Annotated in this window: 20 protein-coding genes; 13 read left to right on the forward strand and 7 right to left on the reverse strand. The window is 63.7% G+C overall.

From position 1 onward, the window contains the following. Window positions 1-2: 2 nt before the first annotated feature. Together FMM02_RS10010 and FMM02_RS10015 are read right to left on the reverse strand one after the other, a co-directional pair. Window positions 3-1358: a peptidylprolyl isomerase gene (locus FMM02_RS10010; protein WP_246104770.1), complete on the reverse strand. Its 1356-nt coding sequence runs from the start codon at window positions 1356-1358 to the stop codon at window positions 3-5. Between the two features lie 73 nt (window positions 1359-1431). Then, window positions 1432-3642, reverse strand: a complete 2211-nt coding sequence (locus FMM02_RS10015; protein ID WP_147494706.1) for an LPS-assembly protein LptD — start codon at window positions 3640-3642, stop codon at window positions 1432-1434. 178 nt (window positions 3643-3820) lie between these two features. Here FMM02_RS10015 and FMM02_RS10020 point away from each other — a divergent pair, with 178 nt between their 5' ends. The 7 genes from FMM02_RS10020 (at window position 3821) to FMM02_RS10050 (ending at window position 9672) form a co-directional block, all read left to right on the forward strand. After that, complete coding sequence (locus FMM02_RS10020) at window positions 3821-5290, forward strand: leucyl aminopeptidase (RefSeq protein ID WP_147494707.1); 1470 nt, start codon at window positions 3821-3823, stop codon at window positions 5288-5290. A 12-nt stretch (window positions 5291-5302) separates the two neighbouring features. Further along, a complete protein-coding gene (locus FMM02_RS10025) occupies window positions 5303-5740 on the forward strand; it encodes a DNA polymerase III subunit chi (RefSeq protein WP_147494708.1) in 438 nt (145 codons plus the stop codon). Window positions 5741-5790: 50 nt separating this feature from the next. Beyond that, the gene (gene ndk / locus FMM02_RS10030) at window positions 5791-6213 is read left to right on the forward strand and encodes a nucleoside-diphosphate kinase (protein ID WP_147494709.1); all 423 of its coding nucleotides are present in this window, start codon (window positions 5791-5793) and stop codon (window positions 6211-6213) included. A 144-nt stretch (window positions 6214-6357) separates the two neighbouring features. Next, window positions 6358-6996: a TetR/AcrR family transcriptional regulator gene (locus FMM02_RS10035; RefSeq protein WP_147494710.1), complete on the forward strand. Its 639-nt coding sequence runs from the start codon at window positions 6358-6360 to the stop codon at window positions 6994-6996. Further along, window positions 6993-8294: a nucleotide disphospho-sugar-binding domain-containing protein gene (locus tag FMM02_RS10040; RefSeq protein WP_147494711.1), complete on the forward strand. Its 1302-nt coding sequence runs from the start codon at window positions 6993-6995 to the stop codon at window positions 8292-8294. The genes FMM02_RS10035 and FMM02_RS10040 overlap by 4 nt, the downstream gene beginning before the upstream one ends. Window positions 8295-8393: 99 nt before the next feature. Further along, window positions 8394-9083 (forward strand): guanitoxin biosynthesis heme-dependent pre-guanitoxin N-hydroxylase GntA, encoded by a 690-nt coding sequence (gene gntA / locus FMM02_RS10045; protein ID WP_147494712.1) that lies wholly within the window; start codon window positions 8394-8396, stop codon window positions 9081-9083. After that, on the forward strand, window positions 9076-9672 hold the full coding sequence (locus tag FMM02_RS10050) for a DUF1989 domain-containing protein (protein WP_147494713.1): 597 nt from the start codon (window positions 9076-9078) through the stop codon (window positions 9670-9672). The genes gntA and FMM02_RS10050 overlap by 8 nt, the downstream gene beginning before the upstream one ends. Window positions 9673-9705: 33 nt before the next feature. On the opposite strand, the gene purN is transcribed toward FMM02_RS10050, so the two are convergent. Continuing rightward, window positions 9706-10665 (reverse strand): phosphoribosylglycinamide formyltransferase, encoded by a 960-nt coding sequence (gene purN, locus FMM02_RS10055; protein ID WP_147494714.1) that lies wholly within the window; start codon window positions 10663-10665, stop codon window positions 9706-9708. Further along, the gene (gene purM, locus FMM02_RS10060) at window positions 10658-11749 is read right to left on the reverse strand and encodes a phosphoribosylformylglycinamidine cyclo-ligase (protein ID WP_147494715.1); all 1092 of its coding nucleotides are present in this window, start codon (window positions 11747-11749) and stop codon (window positions 10658-10660) included. Before purM ends, purN begins: the two co-directional genes overlap by 8 nt. A gap of 62 nt (window positions 11750-11811) precedes the next feature. Here purM and FMM02_RS10065 point away from each other — a divergent pair, with 62 nt between their 5' ends. Genes FMM02_RS10065 through FMM02_RS10080 form a run of 4 tightly spaced genes read left to right on the forward strand, consistent with a single transcriptional unit; the run spans window position 11812 to window position 17246 of the window. Further along, a complete protein-coding gene (locus FMM02_RS10065) occupies window positions 11812-13029 on the forward strand; it encodes a heavy-metal-associated domain-containing protein (protein ID WP_147494716.1) in 1218 nt (405 codons plus the stop codon). Continuing rightward, the gene (locus FMM02_RS10070) at window positions 13026-13655 is read left to right on the forward strand and encodes an HdaA/DnaA family protein (RefSeq protein WP_147494717.1); all 630 of its coding nucleotides are present in this window, start codon (window positions 13026-13028) and stop codon (window positions 13653-13655) included. The genes FMM02_RS10065 and FMM02_RS10070 overlap by 4 nt, the downstream gene beginning before the upstream one ends. Beyond that, window positions 13652-15775: an RNA degradosome polyphosphate kinase gene (locus FMM02_RS10075; protein ID WP_147494718.1), complete on the forward strand. Its 2124-nt coding sequence runs from the start codon at window positions 13652-13654 to the stop codon at window positions 15773-15775. The genes FMM02_RS10070 and FMM02_RS10075 overlap by 4 nt, the downstream gene beginning before the upstream one ends. Before the next feature lie 4 nt (window positions 15776-15779). Beyond that, entirely contained in the window at window positions 15780-17246 is a 1467-nt protein-coding gene (locus FMM02_RS10080; RefSeq protein ID WP_147494719.1) for a Ppx/GppA family phosphatase, read from the forward strand. Here the strand turns inward: FMM02_RS10080 and FMM02_RS10085 are convergent. Further along, window positions 17243-17539: an I78 family peptidase inhibitor gene (locus FMM02_RS10085; protein WP_147494720.1), complete on the reverse strand. Its 297-nt coding sequence runs from the start codon at window positions 17537-17539 to the stop codon at window positions 17243-17245. The genes FMM02_RS10080 and FMM02_RS10085 overlap by 4 nt on opposite strands. 32 nt (window positions 17540-17571) lie before the next feature. Next, on the reverse strand, window positions 17572-18765 hold the full coding sequence (gene rnd / locus FMM02_RS10090) for a ribonuclease D (RefSeq protein ID WP_147494721.1): 1194 nt from the start codon (window positions 18763-18765) through the stop codon (window positions 17572-17574). A 114-nt stretch (window positions 18766-18879) separates the two neighbouring features. On the opposite strand from rnd, the gene aspS reads away from it, so the two are divergent. Both aspS and FMM02_RS10100 read left to right on the forward strand, forming a co-directional pair. Next, a complete protein-coding gene (aspS, locus tag FMM02_RS10095; protein ID WP_147494722.1) occupies window positions 18880-20670 on the forward strand; it encodes an aspartate--tRNA ligase in 1791 nt (596 codons plus the stop codon). A 99-nt stretch (window positions 20671-20769) separates the two neighbouring features. After that, on the forward strand, window positions 20770-21540 hold the full coding sequence (locus FMM02_RS10100) for a polyphosphate kinase 2 family protein (protein ID WP_147494723.1): 771 nt from the start codon (window positions 20770-20772) through the stop codon (window positions 21538-21540). A gap of 6 nt (window positions 21541-21546) precedes the next feature. Here the strand turns inward: FMM02_RS10100 and greB are convergent, their stop codons facing one another. After that, a complete protein-coding gene (greB, locus tag FMM02_RS10105) occupies window positions 21547-22032 on the reverse strand; it encodes a transcription elongation factor GreB (protein WP_147494724.1) in 486 nt (161 codons plus the stop codon). Window positions 22033-22035: the final 3 nt, after the last annotated feature.

Here is a 22035-nt window from a genome sequence, read left to right on the forward strand (position 1 = left end):
GCTTAGCGGAAATCGATGACGGCGTCGCGGCGAAGGTCGCGGAGGTAACGGCGCGACCTCAGGTTGACCCGCTCTTCGTTCAGTTGGGCATAGACCTGGTCGAAGCTTGGGAGGGTCGGATCGACCTCGTCACGGCCGCACAGGACAAGGACCCGGACACCTTCCTCGATCGAGCCGAAGGGCCGAGTGGCCTGGCCGATCTGCATCTCCAAGATCATATCCTGCAGGGCGGGCGGAAGGTCGCGAACCTTGACCTGGTCGGACTCGACCACTTCCGCGTTGAAATCGGCGGCCAACTTGTCGGCGCCGCCGCAGCCGCCCACGTTCAGCGTCGCCGCGGCGAACCGGCCGACGGTCGGTTCGGCCTGAGCGCGGGTCGTGCCCTGCGGAAAGCGGATGGAAACCTGCTTGAGGGTCAGCACCGCGCTGCGCGGATCCGCGGTCAGCACCTTGCGCTGGTCCTGGACTGCGATGATCGAATAGCCGCCTTGGACCTTAATCGGCGGGCTGAGCATGCCGGGGCGCATCTGGCGGACGGTTGTCGCTAGCACGTCGGGAAGCTGTTCCGGGCGAACCCAGCCCAGGTCGCCACCGACGGCCGCCGTCGAAGCTTCCGAAAACTGGCGGGCGTAACCGACAAAGGACCCGCCCTGCTGGAGCGCGGCGTAAATCTGCTGGGCGTTGGCCAGCGATTTTTCCTCGTTGCTGCTGTTGGCCGAAACAAAGATTTCGCCGACCCGATATTCGTCGCTGCCCTTCGACGCGTTCAGCTTGTTGATTACGGCTTGAACTTCTTCGTCACCGACATTGGTGGAGCTTTCGATCTTCTTCGCCTGGAGACGGCGCCAGGCGATTTCGCCCATGATCTGGCGACGGATCGAGCGAATCGAGGAACCGCGCGACTTGAGGTAGGACGCCATCTGCTCCGGCGTCTGCTTCACGTTGCCGGCGACGCGGGCGACGGTCTTGTCGATATCATTTTCGGTGATTTCGATCTCTTCGGCCTTCGCGGCCTGAATCTGCAGAGTCTCGTCGATGAGGTTGCGAAGCACCTGCTGACGGACCCGCTCGAGTTCCTCGGCGGGAATTTCGCTTTCCGCACCGAGCGCGAGCAGGGCAAGCCGCTGATCGATATCGGTCTGAGTGATGACCTCGCCATTGACGATTGCAGTCGCCTTGACGACCGACGGCAGGGCAGTTCCGAAAAGCTGCGGATTGGCCGGCAGGTTAAGGGTCGATACGCTGCTCGGCCGTTGCGCCGGTTGCTGCGCGTCCTGTGCAAGAGCTGCCGAGGCCAGCGCGACGCCGACTGCTAGCGGCGCACCCAAGAGGATCCGCGAGACCAATTGCTTCTTCACTGCCACCCCTCAAAATTCCTTGATTGCCAATGCTATAGGGCTATCCGTTTACCGTTTGGGTCTGAACCTCAGCTTAGCGGCCTAGCCCTTTCAGCGTAAAATTGATCGAAAAGGTGCTGCCTTTCCGGAACTCCCCGATCCGCTCATAGTCGCGCTTCCAGGCAACGCCAAGCTCAAGGCATTCATCCTCATAGTTAATGCCGAGCCGGTGGCGCACCGGTTCGAAACCATCGGCCAGGCTAAGCGAGTCCTCATCCTTCCCGGTAAGGTCGAGAACGGTCGACCCGAAGATTGACCAATAGCGGTGGAATTGCCAGCGCCCGGCCAGCCGAAGTTCTTCCCGATCGCGCAAATCCTCGACGGTTGACGCGATGTCGCGGTTGAGCAGCAGGTAGCCGACCTGCGCATAGGTCCGGGCGCTGCCGACGGTCAGGTCGACTTCGGCTCGGCGAAGCGCGAAACTGTCCTTGTCGAGGCGATAGCGGTGCGTGACATCGACGAGCCGGCCGAACTGGATCCGGGTTCGGCCGACGATGTCGGAAAAGCGATCGGTAAGCCCGGTACCCTCGGGAAACAGGCTGGGGTCCCGGGTCAGCCGGTAGCTTTGGCCGATGACGTTATGGATCGACCAGTTCGGGCGGTCGAACGCCCATTCGAGGCCGTAGGTGACGCGCGAACCGTCTTCCCACCGGTCGTAGCCGGGAAAGCGATTGAGCGCGAACAGGTTGCTGTCTTCGAGATCGACCGCTCTGGCGTCTTCGTTGGGGATGCGCAAATTGGGCGTCGGCGGCGTCAGTACCAGCTGAATCCGCGGGGTCAGCCGCTGCGTCCCGCCCCATAAACCACCAACGAGCGGCCATTTGAGGTCCGCTGCAAGCGCACCGATACCGCGGAACTGCCAACCTTCCTGGCCGCGGTAGATGTCGACCTGGGTCTTGGCGGTTTCGTCGGTGTGATAAGCATCCGCGCGGCCATAGGCGGTAAGCGTCAATTCCTGGCCGAGCCGCGTGATTCTCCGCATATCCCAGCGGGCGCTGGCGAAGGCGCGCTGCGTGTCCTGCCCGTCGACCCTGAGGATCGCCAGGCTGTTGGCCTGAACCTCGACCCTGCCTCCAAGGACCTCGCCCAACCGGAAACGGGCATCGACCGCCGGCAAGGCGATCGGGATGCGTTTTTGGACGTCGGTGCTCAGCAGGCCTTGAAATGCCCAGCCCTGGATCGCGACATAGCTGTCGAGGTCGATCCGCTCAGCGCTGATGAAGGAGCGCAGCCGGTCGTCGCGGGTGATGTCGTAGCGCCGGGTCACCGTCTTGTCGGTGGCGGCGCGCAGCGAGCCCGTCAGGGTCCAATAGGGATCGAGCTGGAAGCGGCCGTTAGCCTCGAAATAGCCGCGGAAACCGTTGCGCCTGTCGCCAGGAAGGCTGGCCGCGGTCGGATCGGCCGCCGGTACTTCGCCATAAGTGACGAAGGCGCCTACCTGATAGGCCCCAAGTGACGTCAGGTGGCGCCAGCGACCTTCGAGCGCCGGCGCCGCATTGCTGTAGATATGCGGCGTGACGGTGAGGTCGCGATTGCGATCGATCCGCCAATAATAGGGAAAGTCCAGTTCCAGCCCATTATTGCTGTCGATTCGAATGCCGGGGACTAGCGCGCCCGAGGCACCGCCTTTTTGCGACCCGTCGCTAATCGAGAAAACCGGCAGCAGCGGGATCTTGATGCCCAGCACATTGAGGCGGCCGCCGGCAAAGCGCACCCGCCCTGACCTGCTGTCCTGCACCACCCGCGCGGCGGTGATCTTCCAGCTGGGATTGCGGGGGCACCCGCCGGCCATGGTCACCGGGCAGGGGGAATAGACGGCATTGTCGAGTTCGGTGATGTCGCCCTTGCGCGTGCCGCGCTGCGCGGCGATCCGGCCGCCGGTTTCAAGCACGATCAGCAGGTTGTCGATCGTCCCGTCGCGTAACGTGTCGGTAAGGTCGACCCGGTCAGCAATCAGCTTGTCGCCTTCCGGGCTGAGGACGACGACATTGCCCTCGGCAGCGACGATGCCAGTGCTGCGTTCCCAGGTGACCCGGTCGGCGGCAAGATAGTGGCCGTCGCGCGCCATGCGGACCTGGCCGGATGCCGTCACCACGTCGGCACCGGTGTCGTAGGACACCTCGTCGGCTGCGAAGTCGACCATCGGTTCGGCGACCGGCTGGGCGTCAAGGGACGAGGAGGGTAGCGGCTGGTCTTGGGCGTAGGCTGGGCCGGCCATCCCGACGAGCAGCGGCATTGCCGACATACACAGCCCGATCGATCGCACAGTCAGTAATTCCCGCCCGGTTTATGGATATATGCGGATTCGCCTATTGCACCTTGGGTAGCGGGCGGCAATCCGGCTTGCGGCGAGGCGCCCCTTTGCTTGTTTGGGGCCCAGCGCTTAAGGAGCGGCAAACTTTTAGCAGCTTTCGAGGAAATTCATGCAAATTCGCTTCGCCGATGCCCGCCCTTCCGGTGACTATGCGCTGGTCCTGCCTTCCGCGGGCAGCAAGCGCCCGGGCGTTGCCGGACTGGGAAGCGACCAGACCGGCGTCGAAGCGGCGATGAGGCGCAGCCGGTTCGATGGAGAGGCTTCGGCATCGATCGAAACCTTCCTGTCGGGTAACGACGGCCGCCGCCTGTTGGTGGTCGGCATAGGCGCGGATACGGCGCTCTTGGCGGGCGCGGAGAAGCTTGGCGGCACCGCAGTCGCCAAGCTGCTTCAGTCGGGCGAGACCCATGCGGTCATCGACCTTGAGGGGCTTGGCTTCGACGCCGATGCAGCGGCGCGGGTCGGGCTGGCGGCGGCGCTGCGCGCCTGGCGCCACGACCGTTACCGGACCCGGATGAAGGACAAGCAGAAGCCTACCCTCACGGAAATCACCATCGTCGGAGGCGGCGAAGGGGCCGGGGAGCGCTATGCGAGCCGGTACGCGCCGCTGGCCGAAGGTATCGCCCTTACCCGCGAGCTCGTCACCGAGCCGGCCAACATCATCTACCCCGAAACCTTCGTCGAGCGCGTGCTCGAAAGCATCAAGAATGTCGGGCTGGAGTTCGAAGTACTCGGCCGCGATGAAATGGCCAAGCTTGGCATGGGCGCGCTGCTCGGCGTTGCGCAAGGTTCGGTCCGCGAACCGAAAATGCTGGTCCTGAAGTGGAACGGCGGCAAGGCCGGCGAGGCGCCTGTCGTCTTCATCGGCAAGGGAGTGACCTTCGACACCGGTGGTATTTCGATCAAGCCGGCCGCCAACATGGAAGCAATGAAGTGGGATATGGGCGGCGCCGGCGCCGTCGCAGGGGCGATGAAGGCGATCGCCGGACGCAAGGCCAAGGCCAACGTCATCGGCATCTGCGGGCTGGTCGAAAACATGCCGGACGGCAATGCGCAGCGGCCGGGCGACGTCGTCACCACCATGTCGGGCCAGACTGTCGAGGTGATCAACACGGACGCCGAAGGCCGGCTGGTGCTGTGCGATGCCATGACCTGGGCGCAGCGCACGCTGAAGCCTAGGGCAATGATCGACCTGGCGACGCTGACCGGCGCGATGGTCATTACGTTCGGCCATGAATATGCTGGCGTCTTCGCCAATAATGAGGAACTGGCCGGAAGCCTGCTCAAGGCCGCCGAGGCAAGCGGCGACAAATTATGGCGGCAGCCGCTGGGTGAAGCCTACGACCGGCTCATCGATTCGCCGATCGCCGACATGAAAAATGTCGGGCCCCGCGAGGCCGGATCGATTACCGCCGCGCAGTTCCTGCAACGCTATGTCGAAAATGGCACGCCTTGGGCCCACCTCGACATTGCCGGCATGGCCTGGGCCGACAAGCCGAGCGCTACCTACGACAAGGGCGCGACCGGCTATGGCGTGCGCCTGCTCGACCAATATGTCGCGGACGTGCTGGAAGCCTGATCCGGCGGGGCGATGCGGGTCGACTTCTACCAGCTTGGCGGCCTGCAACCCGATTCGGTGATCGCGTCGATCGCCGGGCGATTGATCGAGGAAGGCCAGCGACTGCTGGTCGTTGCCTCCGACGAAGTGCTGCTAGGCAAGCTCGACAGGCTGCTGTGGGACCAGGGTCCTGTGAGTTTCCTGCCCCATGGAATGGCGGGCGGGCCCGACGACGCCGCGCAGCCGATCCTGCTGTCGACTGGTGCCGATTCTCCCAACCAGGCGCGCAACCTGCTGATCGCCGACGGTGAGTGGCGCGAAGCAGCGCTGAGCTATGAGCGCGCCTTCTACCTGTTCGACGAATCCACCCTGAAGGGCGCGAGAATGGCGTGGAAGCTACTGGCGGGACGCGAGGGGGTGGAACGCAACTATTGGTCGAGCGAAGACGGACGCTGGACGAAGAAAGGCTGAGCGGCTAGGGGCCCGCCCAATCCCAACCCCTGTCGACTTTGGAGTTTCCCATGGCGGTTACCCGCACCTTTTCGATCATCAAGCCCGACGCCACCCGCCGCAACCTGACCGGTGCAGTGACCAAGATGCTTGAGGATGCCGGCCTGCGCGTCGTCGCCTCGAAGCGCATCCACATGACCAAGGAACAGGCCGAAGGCTTTTATGCGGTCCACAAGGAACGCCCCTTCTTCGGCGAACTCGTTGAGTTCATGATCAGCGAGCCGGTCGTGGTACAGGTCCTGGAAGGCGAAGATGCCGTTGCCCGTAACCGCGACGTGATGGGCGCAACCAACCCGGCCGACGCCGCCGACGGGACGATCCGCAAGACCCATGCGCTGTCGATCGGTGAAAATACGGTCCATGGTTCGGACAGCGACGAGAATGCGGCAATCGAAATCGCTTATTTCTTCAAGGACGAAGAGATCGTCGGCTAAACCGGCGACATCGTTGAATAATCAGGCCGTCGGGGCGACCCGGCGGCCTTTTTCATGCTTTCGCGCTTGGGCAGAGCGCATTTCATGTCATGCCAATTGAAATGAAATCTTGCGCTGCCGAATTTTCATGTTAATGCGATTCGCATGAATATTTCGACCCCCAGGCGCGCCTATCGCCAGTCTGCGCGTGCACTCGCCGCGGAGGAGACCGGTGAGCGCATCCTCGATGCCTTCGCTGCAGAGCTTCGGCAGAATTGGTTCGACGAGATCAAGCTCGAAGATGTTGCCCGCGATGCCGGGGTCACGGTGCAGACGGTCATTCGCCGATTCGGCGGCAAGGAGCAGCTCCTGGCCGCGGTCCATGACCGGATGGGCGCGCAAATCCTCCAGCGGCGCGAAGTCCGGCCCGGCGACGCCGCGGGTGTGATCAGCGCGCTCGTCAAAGATTATGAGGAAATTGGTGAACTGGTCCTTCGCTCGCTGGCGCAGGAGGATCGCTATCCCGCGATGCGCGCGATGACTGACATTGGTCGTGCGATGCATCGGCAATGGATGGCCGCCGCGTTCGAACCATGGCTCGGGCCGATGAGCGAGGAGGATCGCCGCCGCGCACTCGATGGGCTGGTCGTGGCCGGGGACATCTACGTCTGGAAGCTTATCAGGACCGACCTGGGACGCCCCCTGTCCGAATATCGGGACCTGGTCGAAAAACTCTGTTCGGCGGCGGTCGGGATCGATCGTGCAGCCTTGTTCAAACACCCTGAAACAGGAACCTTAAAATGACTACGACATCGCCATACAGCTTCCTGGTAGCCACCTGGGAGGGAGGCGGCTCGGTCGGACCGGCGGTCACGGTAGCGCGCAAGCTGCGCAGCCGCGGTCATCGCGTCCGGCTGATGAGCGATCGCTGCAACCAGGTCGAGGCTGATGGCTGCGGCCTGGATTTCGTTGCCTGGACACGGGCGCCGAGCCGGCCGGACCGAAGCAAGGACAGCGACGTGTTCCGGGACTGGGAGGTCGATACGCCGCCCGAGCAGTTCCAGCGCGTCCTCGACCGGATCATGGCTGGCCCGGCGCAGGCTTTCGCGGAAGATATCCTCGAAGAACTGAGGCGCGAGCCGGCAGATCTGGTGATATCGAGCGACATGTTGTTGGGCGTGCCGATCGGCTGTGAAGCGATTGGCCAGAAATATGCCGTGCTCACCGCCAACATCAGCCTGTTTCCGATGGAGGGCGTGCCTCCGCTCGGTCCAGGCTTGGCCCCCGCAGTGACCGAAGAGGATCTGGCGTTGCACGCCGAAGTCGCAGAAGGCAATCGCCAACTGTTCATGAGCGGCCTGCCGGCGGTCAATCGCGCCCGGGAACATTTCGGCCTTGCCCTCCTCAACAGCCTTGAGGAGCAGCATGATTCGGCGGAGAGGATATTCCTGGGGACGAGCCGCGCGTTTGACTTCGCGCCCGAGCAGCTGCCTACCAACGTCCGCTACGTCGGTCCCCAATTGGCAGAGCCGAGCTGGGTCCAGCCTTGGCAATCGCCTTTCGACCTCGACGACCGGCGGCCACTCATCCTCCTGGCGTTCAGCACCAGCTTCCAGGACCATGTCGGGGTGCTCCAGCGGATCATCGATGCCGCCGCCAACCTGCCTGTCCGTCTATTGGTGACGCTGGGCGGAACGATTGGTGCCGACGAGCTTCGCCCGGCCGCAAACTGCCGCCTCGTCGACAGCGCGCCCCACGACCGGGTGATGCCTTTGGCCCAGCTGGTTATTACCCATGGCGGGCACGGCACGGTCACGCGAAGCCTTGTTCATGGCAAGCCGATGATCGTCGTGCCGCACGGCCGGGACCAGCACGATAATGCCGTGCGCGTGACCGCCAGAGGCGCTGGCCTGGCCCTGCAGGCAACTAGTTCACGCGAGGAATTCGAAGCGGCGATCCGCAGGATGTTCGACGAGCCGGGCTTTGCGGAGGCAGCCGCCGAGCTTGGTGATAGGGTTTCCCGCGAAGTCGCGGAGTCCAGCCTGATCGAGGAGCTTGAGCAGATCGCGGCCGGATCAAGGGACGCGCTTCGCGCCGCCTGAGGGTTCCATTCCGCCAGCCATAGCAGTTCGCAGCCTGCCGCTTTTCCGGCGGTGGGTTGCGGGCTGCAACCTTTGTTCGCGCGGGCCGTTCCATTGCCCATGTACAGTTGGGCTTACGACCACCAGGAGCTGATCGAGGATCAGCTCACCCGTTTCATTCGTGCTTCGGATTTTCCCTGTGTCGGCGCCAAGGCCGCCCAGGCGAAGGGAACGCTGCGCGTTGTCGCGTGCCGCTGGATCGACAGCGCTTGGGACGATGTTCGGATGCACGATATCGCCCGCCAATGGGCCGCCGACTATCGTCGCGACCCCGGCCTATTCCGCAGCCTGGCTTTCGTCTTCGAGGGGCCTCTCGACCTCAGCGAAGAGCAATTCGAACGCGCGCTTTGGGATCGGCTTCAGTCGATGACCGACAAGGATGAGTGGCGCGGAATCCCCCGGGACCAGCGGGTCAGCGACGATCCTAAAGATCCGCACTTCTCGCTCAGCTTCGGCGGCGAGGCCTTCTTCGTGGTCGGCCTCCATCCCAACGCCAGCCGGCCCGCCCGGCGGTTCGAACTGCCGGCGATGATCCTGAACCTCCATGACCAGTTCGAGGCGCTTCGCGCCGAAGGCCGATATGAAAAACTACGCCATTCGATCCTAGAGCGCGACCGCAAGATCGCCGGGTCCATCAATCCGATGCTGGCCCGGCACGGCGAAGCGAGCGAGGCGCGGCAGTATAGTGGCCGGGCGGTCCCGGCCGGGTGGCAATGCCCGTTCAGTGGAAGGCGCGGCGCCAATGACTGATGCGATCATTCCACCGCGCAGCGGGGTTGCCTTCTTGCTTGGCGAAGGGCGGGAACTGACCGTGACCGACCTTGAAGGCGTACAGGTCGCGGACCTAGTGGCCTATAATGCCGACGACGTGAAGGAGGTTATCTCCAACGGGCGGACTCTGGACTATGCCGAAAAGATCAAGCTGACGACCGGGGACGTCCTATATTCCAACCGATCCAATCCGATGCTGACGATCGTCGAGGACAGGGTTGGAACCCATGACTTCCTGCTGACACCCTGCAGCGAGGCGACGTTCCGGCATTTCTACCCTGACCAGCCCGTTCACCGGGGCTGTTTCGGCAATCTTGCCGAAGCGCTGGAGCCGTTCGGGATTGACCCCGACATGCTCCCGGTGGCGTTCAACATATTCATGAACGTACCGGTGCACGGCGATGGGCGCATCACCGTTGAACCCCCGGTGAGCCGGCCCGGGGATTTTATACGCTTTCGCGCCGAAATGCCGCTGGTTATCGGCCTGACCGCCTGCTCGGCCTATGCGAGCAACGGCGGAACCTTCAAGCCGATCGGTTACGCGATCGGGCCGCACCCGAAAGCTTAGACGCCAAGCGCGTCCGCATGGCGCCGCCGGGCTTTAGAATTCCTCGGCCGCACGCATCAGCCTTGTAAGCCGGGGCGGGGCGCATTGGCGCCAGCTGCGCTCGAGCCAGTCAGCGACATGATCCCATTCGACGTCGCGCCGGTTCAGCTTCATTCCAAGCCAGCCGCTCGCGCCATAATATTTCGGCCAATAATAGATATCGGGCTGGGCCTCGATCAGGCCGGTCATTTCGTCCGGGCCGCTAGCCTTGACCAACAGGCCGATCGCATCCTCGCCATGGTGCCGGTCGGCGAGAATCGCGAACAGCTTGGCGCTCTTCGCGCTGCCAACGCTCCAGCCGGGGCTGCCGTGGCTCGACTTGCGCATGACTTCGGGAAGCTTCGAGGCAAGTGCGTCGACCTGTTCCTCGATCCACTTCGCTTCGAACGGGCGCGCGGCATACCGGGCAAGGATTCGGGGATAAAGCTGGTGCTCGGCGATCAGCACGCGCCCGGCCAGCGTCTCGGCGCTGTCGCCTGGAAGAATCGCAACTTCGACTTGGCCGAGGATTTCGCCGCTATCGAGCTCGGGCGTGACGAGGTGGACGGTCGCGCCGCTGACCTTGTCGCCGTTATCGAGCGCCTGCTGCTGGGTATGCAGTCCCTTGTAGCGAGGAAGAAGCGAAGGGTGGATGTTGACGATCCGGCCAGCCCAGCGCTCGACGAAGGTCGTCGGGATGATCCGCATGAAGCCGGCCAGCGCGATCAGGTCGATGCTCGCCTTTTCAAGTTCGTCATTAAGGGCGTCCCAGTAGGATTTGCCAAGAGCCCTTGCGTCGAGGCTCACGACCGGCGCGCCCTCGGCCTTTGCCAGAGTCAGTCCGGGCGCGTTCGGCCGGTCGCCGCTCACCAGCGCGATCTCATAGGGACAATCGTCGGCGCGACCGGCGTAGAGCAGCGCAGCCATGTTCGACCCGCGGCCCGAAATCAGGACCGCGACCCGCGCCCTATCCATGATGGATGGCGGACCAGGTTTCGCGGGCGCTCCAAGTGCCGGCGCTGCCCTTGACGGTGCAGCCGGAATCGCCCGCTTCGATAACGCCAATGCGATGGACGGTCTCGCCAGCTTCGCTCAGAGCCTGCGCGACCCGGTCAGAATCCTCCGCCCTGACGATGGCGACCATGCCGATGCCGCAGTTGAATGTGCGGGCCAACTCGCCCGGATCGATTGATCCACCCGCCTGAAGGAAGGCGAACAGGCGCGGCAGGTCCCAGGCGTCGGCATCGACCACAGCGTGCGCGCCTTCGGGTAGAACGCGAGGGATATTCTCGAGCAAGCCGCCACCGGTAATGTGCGCGAGCGCCTGGATCGATCCGTCGCGGACAAGCGGAAGCAGGCTTTTCACATAGATGCGGGTCGGTTCGAGCAGATGGTCGGCGAGCAGCCGGTCGGCGTCGAACAGGGCGGGACGATCAAGTTTCCAGCTATTGACCTCGATCAGCCGGCGAACCAGCGAGAAGCCGTTGGAATGGACCCCCGAACTGGCCAGGCCGAGCAGCACGTCACCGGGCCTGACCGACTGACCGGTTAGCGCCTTGGCGCGGTCAACCGCGCCGACGCAAAATCCGGCAAGGTCATAGTCGCCCTCGCCATACATGCCGGGCATTTCTGCGGTTTCGCCCCCGATCAGCGCGCAGCCGGCCTGCCGGCAGCCATCGGCGATCGAGGCGACGACCGCGGCGGCGACATCATTGTCCAATTTCCCGGTCGCATAATAATCGAGGAAGAACAGCGGCTCGGCACCCTGCACAACAAGGTCGTTTACGCACATTGCGACAAGGTCGATGCCGACGCCTTCGTGGCGGCCCGCGTCGATCGCCAGCTTGAGCTTGGTGCCGACCCCGTCATTGGCCGCAACCAGCAGCGGATCATCATACCCCGCAGCCTTCAAATCGAAGAAGCCGCCGAAGCCGCCCAGTTCGGCATTGGCGCCAGGACGGGCGGTGGATTTTGCCAGCGGAGCGATGGTTTTCACCAGCGCGTTACCCGCGGCGATCGACACGCCGGCATCGGCATAAGTCAGCGGCTTTTGGCTCATGAGCCGGGCGACTAGCCATATCTGGCTTGGATTTCCACGCCATTGTCGCCAAAAGCGCGTCAATGCTTGTTCGCTGGCCCGCCGTCATCATCACCGCCGCCCTGCTCGCCGCTATCGGCTTGGCCGGGGGCGTGATTGCGCAGATGGAGGCGGGCGAGCGTGGAATCCTGCCTATCGACAGCAGTGGGACGCTCGAAATCACCGGCATTTCGGTCGATGTCGGCGGCAAGGACGCCGAAAGCGCGCGTTTCGCCGGCTGGCGCGTAGCTCAGCGCGAAGGGTTCAAGGCGTTATGGGCGAAGACAAACAGCCGGCCCGTGTCGGAGGCCCCCAACTTGTCCGACTCGACACTCGACGGGCTGGTTAGTTCGATCGTGGTCGATCGCGAACAGATCGGCCCAACCCGCTACATCGCGACGCTCGGCGTCTTGTTCGACCGGGCCCGCGCCGGTGAACTGCTTGGCGTGCCTGGGCAGGTCAGGCGCTCTGCGCCAATGCTGCTGGTGCCCGTCATGGTCGCGGGAGGCGGCGCGACCAGCGTCGAGCTTCGCAATCCCTGGCAACGGGCCTGGGCGCAGTTTCGCACTTCGCAGAGTCCGGTCGACTATGTCCGCGTCAGCGGGATGGGCGTTGACCCGCTGCTGATCAATGCCGCGATGACCAGGCGGCCTGGGCGAAGCTGGTGGCGCAACGTGCTCGATTTCTACGGTGCGGCCAACGTCCTCGTCGCCGAGGTGCGGGTCCAGCGCCTATATCCGGGCGGCCCGAGCAAGGCGACTTTCCTTGGCTATTTCGGTCCCGACCGCCAGCCGCTAGGCAGCTTCGAGATGGTCGCCAAGGACAGCAGCGACTTGCCACGCATGATGAGCGAAGGCGTCCAGCGCATGGACCGGCTGTTCACCGACGCGCTGGAGGCGGGCATCGTTCGCGGTGATCCCGACCTCATCATCCAGCAGCCGCCACCGCCGCCCGAGGAGCCCGAGGAAATGCCGCCGCCGCGCGCGCCGATCCTCATCGCGATCAGCTCGCCCAACGATGCCTGGCGGGATTATGGCTTAGCGGTGATCCGCTCGATCCGTGGCGTCAGCATATCCGGATCGGGATCGACCGTTTCCGTCACCTATTCGGGCACGCCAGCCGAGCTTCGCGACCAGTTGATTGCGCGGGGCCTGACCGCGAGCGTCGAAGGCGGGGCGATCCGCCTTATTTCCGCGCCCAAGTCGGCGGCGCCCGACCCCGGCCCGGCACCAGCGCCCAGCCAGCCGCTGCAATCTCCATGAAGCGGCCAGCGGACCAGATCGCGCTGCCGCTCGACTGGCCGCAGGCGCGCGATCACAGCCGCTTCATCCTGTCGGACGCTAACCGCGAGGCCTATGAGCATTTTCGCGCCTGGAGCCTGTGGCCGGTCAAGGCGACGATATTGACTGGACCGCCGCGTTCCGGCCGATCCTTGCTAGCGCGGACCTTCGTTGAGCGGGTTCATGGCCGGCTCTACGACCGTGCAGAACGGCACAATGAGGCCGAACTGTTTCACGCCTGGAATGCCGCGCAGGACGACGGACGGCCGCTGGTGATGGTGGTCGATGAAGTGCCTCCGCAGTGGGAAGTCGCGCTACCCGACCTCCGCACCCGGCTGGCCATTACTCCCATCGCTCGGATCCAGCTTCCCGACGACGAACTGTTCCGCTCGCTGATCCGGCTTTTATTCGCCGACCGGGGCATGCACATCCCGGAAGAAGCATTGCGCTACGTTTCCCAGCGGGTCGAGCGAAGTTATTGGACCGCCGAAAGGGTGGTCGACGCGATCGATCGTTTTGCGATCGCTGAGCGGGCGCGATTGACCTTGCCCACGGTACGACGTGCCTTGGCCGAGGGAGGAATTATCGATTCCAGGGGCGCGGCATGAACGCCGCCAGTCGCGCGTTGAGTGCCGACAGGCGACTATTCAATCGGGAACTGAGCTGGCTGGCATTCAACCGGCGCGTGCTTGAAGAGGCGACCAATAGCGCTCACCCGCTGCTGGAACGGCTCCGGTTCCTGTCGATTTCCGGGACCAACCTCGACGAATTCTTCATGGTTCGCGTCGCGGGCCTGAAGGGCCAGCAGATTCAGGGCATCGACAATCTCAGCGCCGACGGGATGACCGCGACGCAACAGCTGGACGCCATCGCCGAACAGGCCGACTCGCTGGTTGTTGCACAACAGGCCGAATGGCTGATGCTGCGCGAGGCGCTTGCCGAGCAGGGGCTGCAGGTACTTGCGCAAGACCAGCTCAGCGATGCCCAGAAACAGTGGCTGTCCAGCCATTTTCGCGAACAGATACTGCCGGTTCTCACTCCCCAGGCGATCGACCCCTCGCACCCATTCCCGTTCATTCCCAATGGCGGCTTCAGCCTGGCGTTCGACCTTCGGCGCGGGAGCAAGGATCCGGTCGTCGAACTGCTGATGATCCCGCCGACCTTGCCGCGGTTCATCCGCTTGCCTGGCAAGACCTTGGCATTCATTGCCATCGAAGCGGTCATTCGCGCCCATCTCGATCAGCTGTTTCCGGGCTTCGAGCTTGCGGGTTCTGGGGCGTTCCGCCTGATCCGCGATAGCGACATCGAGGTTGAGGAAGATGCCGAGGACCTGGTTCGCTATTTCCGCAGCGCGATCAAGCGGAGGCGTCGAGGGCGGGTGATCCGTCTTGAATTCGCGGTGGATACGCCGGCCGACCTCGAGGCGATGGTCCGTGAGGGCGTTGGGGCTGATTCCGCGCTGGTCGTCGAAAGCGCGGGCTTCATCGGCATTGCCGACCTTGGCCAGTTAGTTGAGGTGGAACGGCCCGACCTCAAGTTCCCGCCCTATACGCCGCGCTTTCCCGAACGGATCATCGAATATGACGGCGACTGCTTCGCCGCGATCCGCTCGAAAGATTTCATCGTCCACCATCCCTATGAAAGCTTTGAGGTCGTCGTCGCCTTCCTGCGGCAGGCGGCGGAGGATCCCGACGTCGTTGCGATCAAGCAAATGCTGTACCGCGCTGGAAAGCAGTCGGCGATCATCGACGCGTTGGTTGCGGCGGCCGAAGCGGGTAAGTCTGTCACGGCCGTCGTCGAGCTGAAGGCGCGCTTCGATGAGGAACAGAATTTGCTCTGGGCAAGCCGGCTCGAGCGGGCAGGCGTGCAGGTTATTTATGGCTTCGTCGAATGGAAGACCCACGCCAAGGTTTCGATGGTGATCCGCCGCGAAGCCAATGTGATGAGAACCTACTGCCACTTCGGCACGGGCAATTATCATCCGACGACGGCCCGGATTTACACCGACCTCAGCTATTTTACTGCTTCGCGCCGCGCTGCCCGCGATGCCGCCAAACTATTCAACCTGACCACGGGTTATGTCCAGCCGAAGGGACTTGAGTTGCTCACCCTGAGCCCCAAGGGCTTGCGCGACAAGATCATGCAGCTGATCGATACCGAGATCGCCAATGCCAGGGACGGCAAGCCGTCGGCGATATGGGCGAAGATGAACAGTCTCGTCGACCAGCGGGTGATCGAGAAGCTCTACGAAGCGAGCGAAGCCGGCGTGTCGATCGAGCTGATCGTTCGCGGTGTGTGTTGCCTGCGTCCCGGCGTGCCCGGCATGTCGTCCAATATCCGCGTGAAATCGATTGTCGGCCGGTTCCTCGAACATGCCCGGATCTTCGTGTTCGCCAACGGCGAACGCCTGCCGCACCGCAAGGCCAGGATCTATATCAGTTCAGCAGACTGGATGCCGCGGAACTTCGATAGGCGGGTCGAATATATGCTGCCGATCGAAAATCCCACGGTCCATGCACAGGTGCTGGACCAGGTGATGATCGCCAATTTGATCGATAACGAGCAAAGCTGGGTGCTTGGACCGGATGGCGGCTATACGCGGTTGAAACCGGGCAAGCGCCATTTCAACCTGCACCGCTATTTCATGACCAATCCGTCTCTTTCCGGTCGCGGCCAGGCACTGGCGGGCAAGGCGGTGCCTAAATTGCGCCTGACGCAGCGGGGCTGAGCGGATGACGAGACGCAACTTCGGACCCGTTGGGATCATCGACATCGGCTCCAACAGCGTGCGTTTCGTGGCTTATGGCGGGACCGCGCGCGTGCCATCGGTGTTGTTCAACGAGAAGGTGATGGCCGCGCTTGGTCGGGGGCTCGCCCAGGACGGGCGGCTTGATGAGCGGGCGATGCGCACAACGCTCGAATCCCTGGCTCGCTTCCGCCAGCTCGGACGCGAGATGGGCTTGAAGAAGCTCCACGCCGTCGCCACCGCCGCTGTCCGCGACGCTGAGAATGGCCCGGCCTTCCTGAAGGAGATCGCGGCGCTGGGCCTCAAGCCACGCCTCCTGTCCGGCGCCGAGGAAGCGGAGTTGGCTGGATTGGGGGTGATCTCGGCCATCCCGCGCGCAAATGGTATCGTCGCCGATCTCGGGGGGGGCAGCCTCGAACTTATCGGTGTCGCCCGGGGAATGACCGGCGATGCCATCTCGCTGCCGCTTGGCGTGTTGCGGATCGGCGCAAGCCCGTCCGGGTCGGACCTCGACACGGCGATCAAGGTTGGACTTCGCAACGCCGGGCGGCTGGCCGACGCCGCTAGGGGGCAGGGGCTTTACTGCGTCGGCGGTTCGTTCCGCGCCTTGGCCCGGCTCGACCTTTTAACGCTCGGCCATCCGTTGCCAATGGTCCACCAGCACCGTTTCCTGCCGAAGCGTCTCGACGATCTGCGGGGGATCCTCAAACTGACCGCACCCGACGAGCTGAAGCGGATGACCGCGATCACTGCGTCTCGAATCCCGACCTTGCCGGCTGTCGTGACGATGCTCGAGGCGATGATGGAAGTGCTTGGCCCCAAGAAGGTGATCGTTTCTGCCTTTGGCCTTCGCGAAGGCCTGCTCTACCGCGATCTCGATGAGGCCACGCGCCGGCAGGATCCGCTGCTTGCCGCGGCGCTGGAGGTCGGCGAGCGGCTCGGTCGTTTCGGCGACCATGGCGCTGCGCTCGAACAATGGCTCGCGCCCTTGTTTCCCGACGACAGCAGTGAACTGCAGCGGCTGCGGCTTGCGACATGCCTGCTTGGCGACATCGCCTGGAATGCCCATCCCGATTTCCGCGCCGAGCGTGCGGTGGACATGGCGATCCATGGCAATTGGGTCGGGATCGGCGATCATGGCCGGGCGGTGATGGGACGCGCGCTATGTGCTGCATTTGGGGGCGACGGCGGCTTTGACGCCAAGCTTTCGGCATTGCTGCGCCCGGGCGAAGAAGAGCGATTAATAGCTTGGGGCAAGGCGCTTCGCCTGGCCCAGCGGCTGAGCGGCGGGACCGAGGCGCTGCTGCGAAAAACGCAGGTCGGTCTTCGCGGGGACCGTCTGGTCCTCACCATCCCCGGGAAGTATCGGCTTCTCTATTCCGAACCGGTCGAGCGGCGTTTCAATCAGCTGGCGAAAGCGCTCGACCGTCGTCCGGACATTTGCTTTGCCTAGCCGCAGCGCGCGGTGACGACGCGATTGGCCCCGTCAAGCTGGACCGTCAGCCGGTCCATTCGATAATCCATCGTGACGACGCCGCCCTGGGGTACCCAGCGGATGATGCGGGCTCCCGACACGGCAAGCATGCGCGCGCCCAGTTCCTGGGTAGCCGTCTGGCCGCTGAACTGGCCTAGCTGGTCATTGCGGCATTGCTGGCCCGGAGGCGGCGGTCCGTTTACCGGATCACTTCCAGCAACGGTGCACCCGGCAAGCGCGGCGATTGACAAGGTTGCGAACAGGATACGCATCGATTCATCTCCTTGGATCGATGTAACAAGCGTCAGACCTCCTGTCCGGTTCCTGAATCCCCTGCGATCCTGCTCAACTTGAGCTTGCCGTTTTCGGTAGCGAAGGCGAGCCGGCCCTCCACGAGGTCGAGCGCGTCGCGGCCGAACTCCTCGAAGCGCCAGCCCGACAGGATGTTGAGTTGGTCGCGCACTCCGGCGGCAAGCGATTCAAGTTCGTCTGACCGGGCGATGAGCTTGGGTGCCACGCCGCTTTCCTTGGCGCGGATCTTGAGCAGAAGCTTGAGCAGGTCGCTGACCAGCGCGGCGTCCTTCGTGAGGCCGGGACGGCGCGGTTCGCGCGACGGAAGGTCATCGGCCTCGAGCGGCTGGGCCTTGGCAAGCGCGCTCATCAGCCGGGCCCCGATATCGTTGTTTCGCCATCCCGCCGACAGGCCGCGCACCTTGCCCAGGTCGTCCTGCGTCTTGGGCGGGTGGCTCGCAAGCTCATTGAGCGTGTCGTCCTTGATGATCCGGCCGCGGGGCAGGTTCTTGTTGCGCGCCTCGCTCTCGCGCCAGCCGGCTAGCGCCTTGAGGCGGCCAAGGACCGCGGGGTTGCGGCTTGGAAGCTTCAGGCGTTTCCACGCGTCCTCCGCCGGGAAGGCGAAGCTCGACGGGTCGGCAAGGCGCTCCATCTCCTCGTCCAGCCAGGCACCGCGGCCGGTCTTAATCAGCTTCTTGACGAGGCGAGGGAAAATCTCGGCGAGGTGGGTGACATCGGCGATTGCATAGTCGATCTGGCGCTTGTCGAGGGGGCGGCGCGACCAATCGGTGAAGCGGGCGCCCTTGTCGAGGTTGTGGCCAAGCACGCTTTCAACGAGGTTGGAGTAACCGATCTGCTCGCCATAACCGAGCGCCATGGCGGCGATCTGGGTATCGAACAGTGGGTTGGGCACCTTGTCGGTGAGATTGTGGATGATTTCAAGGTCTTGCCCGCCGGCGTGGAAGACCTTCAGCACGTCATGATTGTCGACCAGTAGCTCAAGCAACGGTGCCAGATCGATCCCCTCCGCCTTCGGATCGATCGCCGCGGCTTCGTCGACGGTAGCGATCTGCAGCAGGCAGAGGTCGGGCCAATAGCTATTTTCCCGCATGAACTCCGTGTCGACCGCCACGAAGTCGTGGTCGGCCATTCGGGAAACGAGCGCGGTGAGATCCTGGGTGGTCGTGATCAGTGGGTGAATTTTCATCTGTGGCGGCCCATAGCGGCACCCGCGCGCCTTGACAAAGGCAACCCTGACGGCGAAGCGCCCACGCGACTATTTCGCGCCTGCGAACCTCCATTTTCTCGAACGAGCAAGCCCATGCACGCCTTCCGAACCCACACCTGCGCCGACCTTCGCGCTTCCGATGTCGGATCGAACGTCCGCCTGTCGGGCTGGATCCATCGCAAGCGCGACCATGGCGGGGTGCTGTTCGTGGACTTGCGCGACCATTACGGCCTGACCCAGATTGTCTGCGATGCCGACAGCCCGGCGCTGCCGATCCTCGACTCGCTCAGGGTCGAAAGCGTGGTGACCATCGACGGCGAGGTGAAGGCCCGTGCCGAGGGAACGACCAACGCCAAATTGCCCACCGGCGATATTGAGGTGTTCGCCCGCACCGTCGAGATCCAGTCGAAGGCCGACGAACTGCCGATGCCGGTTGCCGGGGAACAGGACTATCCGGAGGAAATTCGGCTCAAGTATCGCTATCTCGATCTTCGCCGCGACCGGCTCCACGCCAATATCATGCTCCGTTCGAAGGTGATCGCTTCCATCCGCCGCCGGATGATCGACCAGGGCTTCACCGAATTCCAGACACCCATCCTGACCGCCTCGTCGCCCGAGGGCGCGCGCGACTATCTGGTTCCAAGCCGCGTCCACCCCGGCAAATTCTATGCGCTTCCCCAGGCGCCCCAGATGTTCAAGCAGCTGCTGATGGTTGCCGGCTTCGACCGCTATTTCCAGATCGCGCCCTGCTTTCGCGATGAAGATGCCCGCGCCGATCGGTCGCCTGGCGAATTCTACCAGCTCGACTTCGAGATGAGCTTCGTTACCCAGGACGACGTCTTCAATGCGATCGAGCCGGTGCTGTCGGGCGTGTTCGCAGAATTCGCGGGGGGCAATTATGTCACTCCGGCCGGCGAGTTTCCGCGCATCCCCTACAAGGAAGCGATGCTGAAGTACGGCAGCGACAAGCCGGACCTGCGAAATCCGCTGATCGTCCATGACGTCGGCGAGCATTTCGCCGGGTCGGGGTTTGGCCTGTTCGCCGGCATGGTCGAAAAGGGCATGGTGGTGCGCGCCGTCGCAGCGCCGGCAACGGCAGAAAAAAGCCGCAAATTCTTCGACGAGATGAACGATTGGGCGCGGCAGGAAGGATTTGCCGGGCTTGGCTATGCAACGAGCAAGGGCGGAGAGTGGGGCGGGCCCATTGCCAAGAACCATGGCGCCGAGGGCATGGACCGGATCGCCGAGCAGATGGGCATCGGTCCGGACGACGGCATTTTCTTCGCCGCCGGTCCCGAAGCGCAGGCGGCGAGGCTCGCCGGCCTTGCCCGAACCCGTGTCGCCGAACAGCTTGGACTGATCGAACAGGGTGCGTTCCGCTTTTGCTGGATCGTCGACTTTCCGATGTTCGAATATGATGAGGATGCGAAGAAGGTCGATTTCAGCCACAACCCCTTCTCTATGCCCCAGGGCGGAATGGAAGCGCTGGAGACCAAGGACCCGCTCGATATCCTGGCTTGGCAGTACGACATCGTCTGCAACGGCGTGGAATTGAGCTCGGGCGCGATCCGCAACCACCGTCCGGATATTATGTACAAGGCGTTCGAGATTGCCGGCTACAGCCGCGAGGACGTCGACACCAGCTTCCCGGGCATGATCGGCGCCTTCAAATACGGCGCGCCGCCGCACGGCGGGTCGGCCCCGGGTATCGACCGTATCGTCATGCTGCTCGCCAATGAGCCGAACATCCGTGAAGTCATTCTCTTCCCGATGAACCAGCGGGCGGAAGACTTGATGATGAACGCCCCCGCGCCAGTGACGATGAAACAGCTACGTGAGCTATCGATCCGGGTGGTCGCGGATTCCGAGCCCGAGGCCAACTGAGCCGCGTCCCGTCGCACCGTTCCACCTTGGGACGAATGGGCGGAACTGTTCATCGGAAGCCAATTGCGGCGCCCGAGGCTTTGAGTTACGCCTCCCAGCGTGCCGATCGAATTAACGGATTTTGAACGGGGAGCGCCGTTCCCTGGTGATCCGGCTGCAGCGTTGAGCGCGTTGCAGGCCCGCCTCGCGCGGCTTCAGCTTGCGCAGATCGTTCATCGGCGGCGCTCGCTCATCCTCTTCGAAGGGTGGACCGGGTCGGGCAAGAAGGCCGCGCTGAAGCTCCTCGCCGGAAGCTTCGATCCCAGCCATGTTCAAGTGCGCAGCGTCGGCGGCCTCGAGGAAGCCGACGATGACCGCCACTGGCTTGCCCCCTTCTGGAGCGGACTTCCCGCCGCGGGGGACACCACGATATTCTATCACAGCTGGTACCGGCGGATTATCGAACAGCGCGTCTCGGGCCGCTATGATGACCGGCGCTGGGCCCGGGCGTGCGACGAGATCAACGAATTCGAAGCGCAGCAGCGCGACCATGGCACCATCGTCGCGAAGCTATTCTTTCATGTTTCGGCCGACCAGCAAATCGCACGGCTTCGCGAGCGGCAGGCCGATCCGTGGGAACGCCACCTGCTCGGCGAGGAGGATCTCGTCGGACTCGGCGAGCGCGATCAAACGGTGGAAGTGCTTCACGACCTGTTCCGCCAGACGGACACGCGTTGGGCGCCGTGGCAGGTTATCGACGGCAATGACGAAGTGGCGGGGACGTTCGCGGCGCTGACCGCGATCATCGCCCAGCTGGAAAAAGCGCTTCCCGCAGAACCGCCGGCAGAGGGGGCGACGGTGATCCAGTTCCCCCAGCAGAAGGCGAGCTGACCGAACCTAGTCCGGATAGCTGATTCGCATCACTTCATAGCTTTTTTCGCCGGCTGGAAGACGAACAATGCGCTCGTCGCCGACCCGCGCGCCGACTAGCGCCCGGGCGATCGGCGCCACCCAGCTGATTCGTCCGGCTGAGGCATCGGCCTCGTCCTCGCCGACCAGGGTCAGGGTGCGCCGCTCGTCATTCTCGTCGGCGAGTTCGACTGTCGCCCCGAAGCGGATCGTGTCCCGCTGTTCCTGCGTGGCGGGGTCGACAAGCTTGGCCGACTTCATCACCTTGGCAAGGTAGGACAGGCGGCGGTCGATTTCGCGCAGCCGCTTGCGGCCATAGATATAGTCGCCGTTCTCCGAACGGTCGCCATTCCCGGCAGCCCAGGCGATCGTATCGACGAGTTTTGGCCGTTCGGTGCCGAACATCTGTTCATATTCGGATCTGATGCGCGCAAATCCCTGGGGGGTGATGAAGCGCGGCGCCCGGTCTGCCATGAC

This window comes from Sphingomonas xanthus, from assembly GCF_007998985.1.
In the GTDB taxonomy this organism is placed as follows: Bacteria; Pseudomonadota; Alphaproteobacteria; order Sphingomonadales; family Sphingomonadaceae; genus Sphingomicrobium; species Sphingomicrobium xanthum.